At 65.7% G+C, this 2640-nt stretch carries 2 protein-coding genes; both read left to right on the top strand.

Annotation, left to right across the window (positions count from 1 at the left end; all coding sequences use genetic code 11):
* The first annotated feature begins 143 nt into the window (after positions 1-143).
* A complete protein-coding gene (gene istA, locus NQJ30_RS18785; protein WP_255771838.1) occupies positions 144-1757 on the top strand; it encodes an IS21 family transposase in 1614 nt (537 codons plus the stop codon).
* On the top strand, positions 1757-2524 hold the full coding sequence (locus NQJ30_RS18780; protein WP_255771835.1) for an ATP-binding protein: 768 nt from the start codon (positions 1757-1759) through the stop codon (positions 2522-2524). The genes istA and NQJ30_RS18780 overlap by 1 nt, the downstream gene beginning before the upstream one ends.
* The last annotated feature ends 116 nt before the right edge of the window (positions 2525-2640 follow it).

The raw sequence follows: 2640 nt of genomic DNA, 5'->3' as shown, positions 1-2640 counted from the left end.
TGGCAGATAGCTTGAGTTGGTACGCATGTTCCGGGTTGTTGGTATTGCTGTTCCGGTGAGTTGGTACTGTCGTGGCCGCTGGGTGATGCGCTGTGGGTGAGGCGGTGCACTGGGCGCCGCCTTTTCCTATGTGAGGAGGCAGCATGGCCGATTTCAAGGCCATCATGACCTTGGCTGTTGCTGGTCGGAGCTATGACGAGATCGTCGCGGTGGTGGGGTGTTCACGTCGTGACGTGGCCGCCGCGAAGAAGACGATTGCGGCGTACGGATTTACCGCCGGGCAGATCGGGGCGATGTCTCCGCAGGAGATCGCCCGGTTGTTTCCCGATGGCCGGAAGAGGGTCACGGAGTTATACGAGCGCCCGGATTTTGATCGGGTGCTGGCCTCGATGCGGGAGAACCGGCACTTCACCCTTCAGCAGGCCTGGAGCAGGTATCTGGCGTCGGCCGCCGCGAACGGCGGGAAGAAGTACGGGTATTCACAGTATTGCGCCCTGTTCGCCGACCATGCCCGGGTGAGCGATGTGGTTGCGACGCTGCACCACGAGCCGGGCCGGGCGATGCTGGTGGACTGGGCCGGTGACACCCTGGAGGTCGTGGACGCGGTCACTGGGGAGGTGACCGGGGTCTACCTGTTCGTGGCGGTGCTGCCGTATTCCGGTGCGGTGTTCTGCCATGGGTACACGGACATGACATCGGCGTCCTGGATTGCCGCCCACGTGGCGGCTTTCTCTTTCTATGGTGGGGTCCCGCAGCTGGTGGTCCCGGACAATCCGGCGACCTCGACCCACCGGCCGAAGCGGGGCGAATCGGCCCGGGTGCTCAACCCCCGTTACCAACAGCTGGCCGAGCACTATTCGACGGGGATCGTGCCGGCCCGGGTGAAACGCCCCCGCGACAAGGCCGCGGCCGAGTCGGCGGTGAACGTGGTGAACAAGCGGGTGATCGGCTATCTGGCCGAAGAGGTCTTCACCACGGTGCAGGCCCTGAACGCGGCGATCGGGGCCCGGCTGGTCGAGATTAACGAGCAGATTCCCCGGGCCGATGGGAGCACCCGGTGGGAACGCTTCACCGCCGATGAGTCCGGCCTGCTCCAGGCGCTGCCGGCCGACGGGTTCGATTCGGTGGAATGGAAGCAGCTCAAGGTCGGACGGAATTACCACGTCAGCTGCGATTCCCAGCATTACTCGGTGCCTTACACCTATGCCGGGCAGCTGCTGCGGGTTCGGGTCACGTCCACGACGGTGACCGTCTTCGACGGGGACCAGGTCATCTGTGAGCATGTCCGGCGGCAGGGCCGGAAGGGCCAGTATTCGACCGATGTCGCGCATGCCCCGACCCGGCACCGGGGTATCGACGGGTTGTGGTCCAAGCGGTGGTTCACGGACCGGGCCCGGGGCTTCGGGCCAGCCACCGAGGCGGTCATCGCCGGGATCATCGACCGGCACGCAGTGGAAGCCCAAGGCTATCTGGACTGCCAGAACATCCTGGAGTCCCTGGGCAAGCGGAACAAGGCCCGCCTCGAGGCAGCTTGCCAGGTCCTGCTCGACACCGGTCAGGGCCCGGGAACCTACAGCACGATCAAACGGATCATGGCCACCATCGACTCCGACACCAAGAAACCCAGAACAATCACACCGGCGGCGGCCACCCGCAAACCCGCCGGCGGCGCCGACCCCGGCGCAGGCCTCCAGGCGGCGGTGCACGTGCGCTCTGCCGAGCACTACCGCCGCGGCGGCCAGGGAGGACAGGGCTGATGTTCACCAGCGAGGACCACGAGAAATTCCGGACCCTGCGCATCGCGCACCTGGCCGTGCGGTTCGAAGAACTGATCACCGACGAGGCCAATGACGAGCTCACTCCCGAGCAGATCTTCCTCACCGCCGTGGACGATGCACTCCACCAGCGCCGGGCCCACCGGATCGACAAGCTCATCCGGGCCGCCAGGTTCCCCATCCCGCAAGCCTCGGTCGCCGAGATCAACTACCAGGAAGGACGCGGCATCACCCCGGTGCGGATGAAACGCTATGCCGCCCACCAATGGCGCCAGGACCCCACCAACCTGCTCGTCATCTCCCCAACCGGTGGCGGCAAGACCTACCTGGCCTGCGCGATCGGGATCGCCGCCTGCCAGAGCGGACACACCGTCTCCTACACCCGAATGGACGACCTCGCCCGCCGGCTGGTCATCGCCCGCGGGGACGGCATCGGGCACCAAAAGCTCCTCAACGAGCTCTCCGACGTGGACCTCCTGGTCATCGATGACTTCCTCACCGTGGGCATCGACCCCGAAGCGGCCAACGACCTCTTCGCGGTCCTAGCCAACCGGGAACACCGCCTGCCCACACTCATCGCTTCGCAGTCCGGCCCGGCCTACTGGGTCGAGGCCCTACCGGATCGGGTGGCCGCGGACTCGATCGTGAACCGGCTGGCCAACAACGCCCGCCAACTCAACCTCGGCGACGTGGACATGCGACAGCTCCGTGACGACAGGGCCCGGGCTCAACCGGACCACTGGGAATAAGCCCCACCCAGGACACGGTGCCGGCCCCGAGCAGACAAGCGAAGGGCCGGTACCAAGTTCTCAGAATCCCAGTACCAACTACCCAGACCAGCAGTTCCAACAACAGCTATCTGCCA

It is taken from the genome of Pseudarthrobacter sulfonivorans, assembly GCF_024391045.1.
GTDB lineage: Bacteria > Actinomycetota > Actinomycetes > Actinomycetales > Micrococcaceae > Arthrobacter > Arthrobacter sulfonivorans_B.
This window is presented reverse-complemented; position numbering and strand designations above follow the sequence as displayed.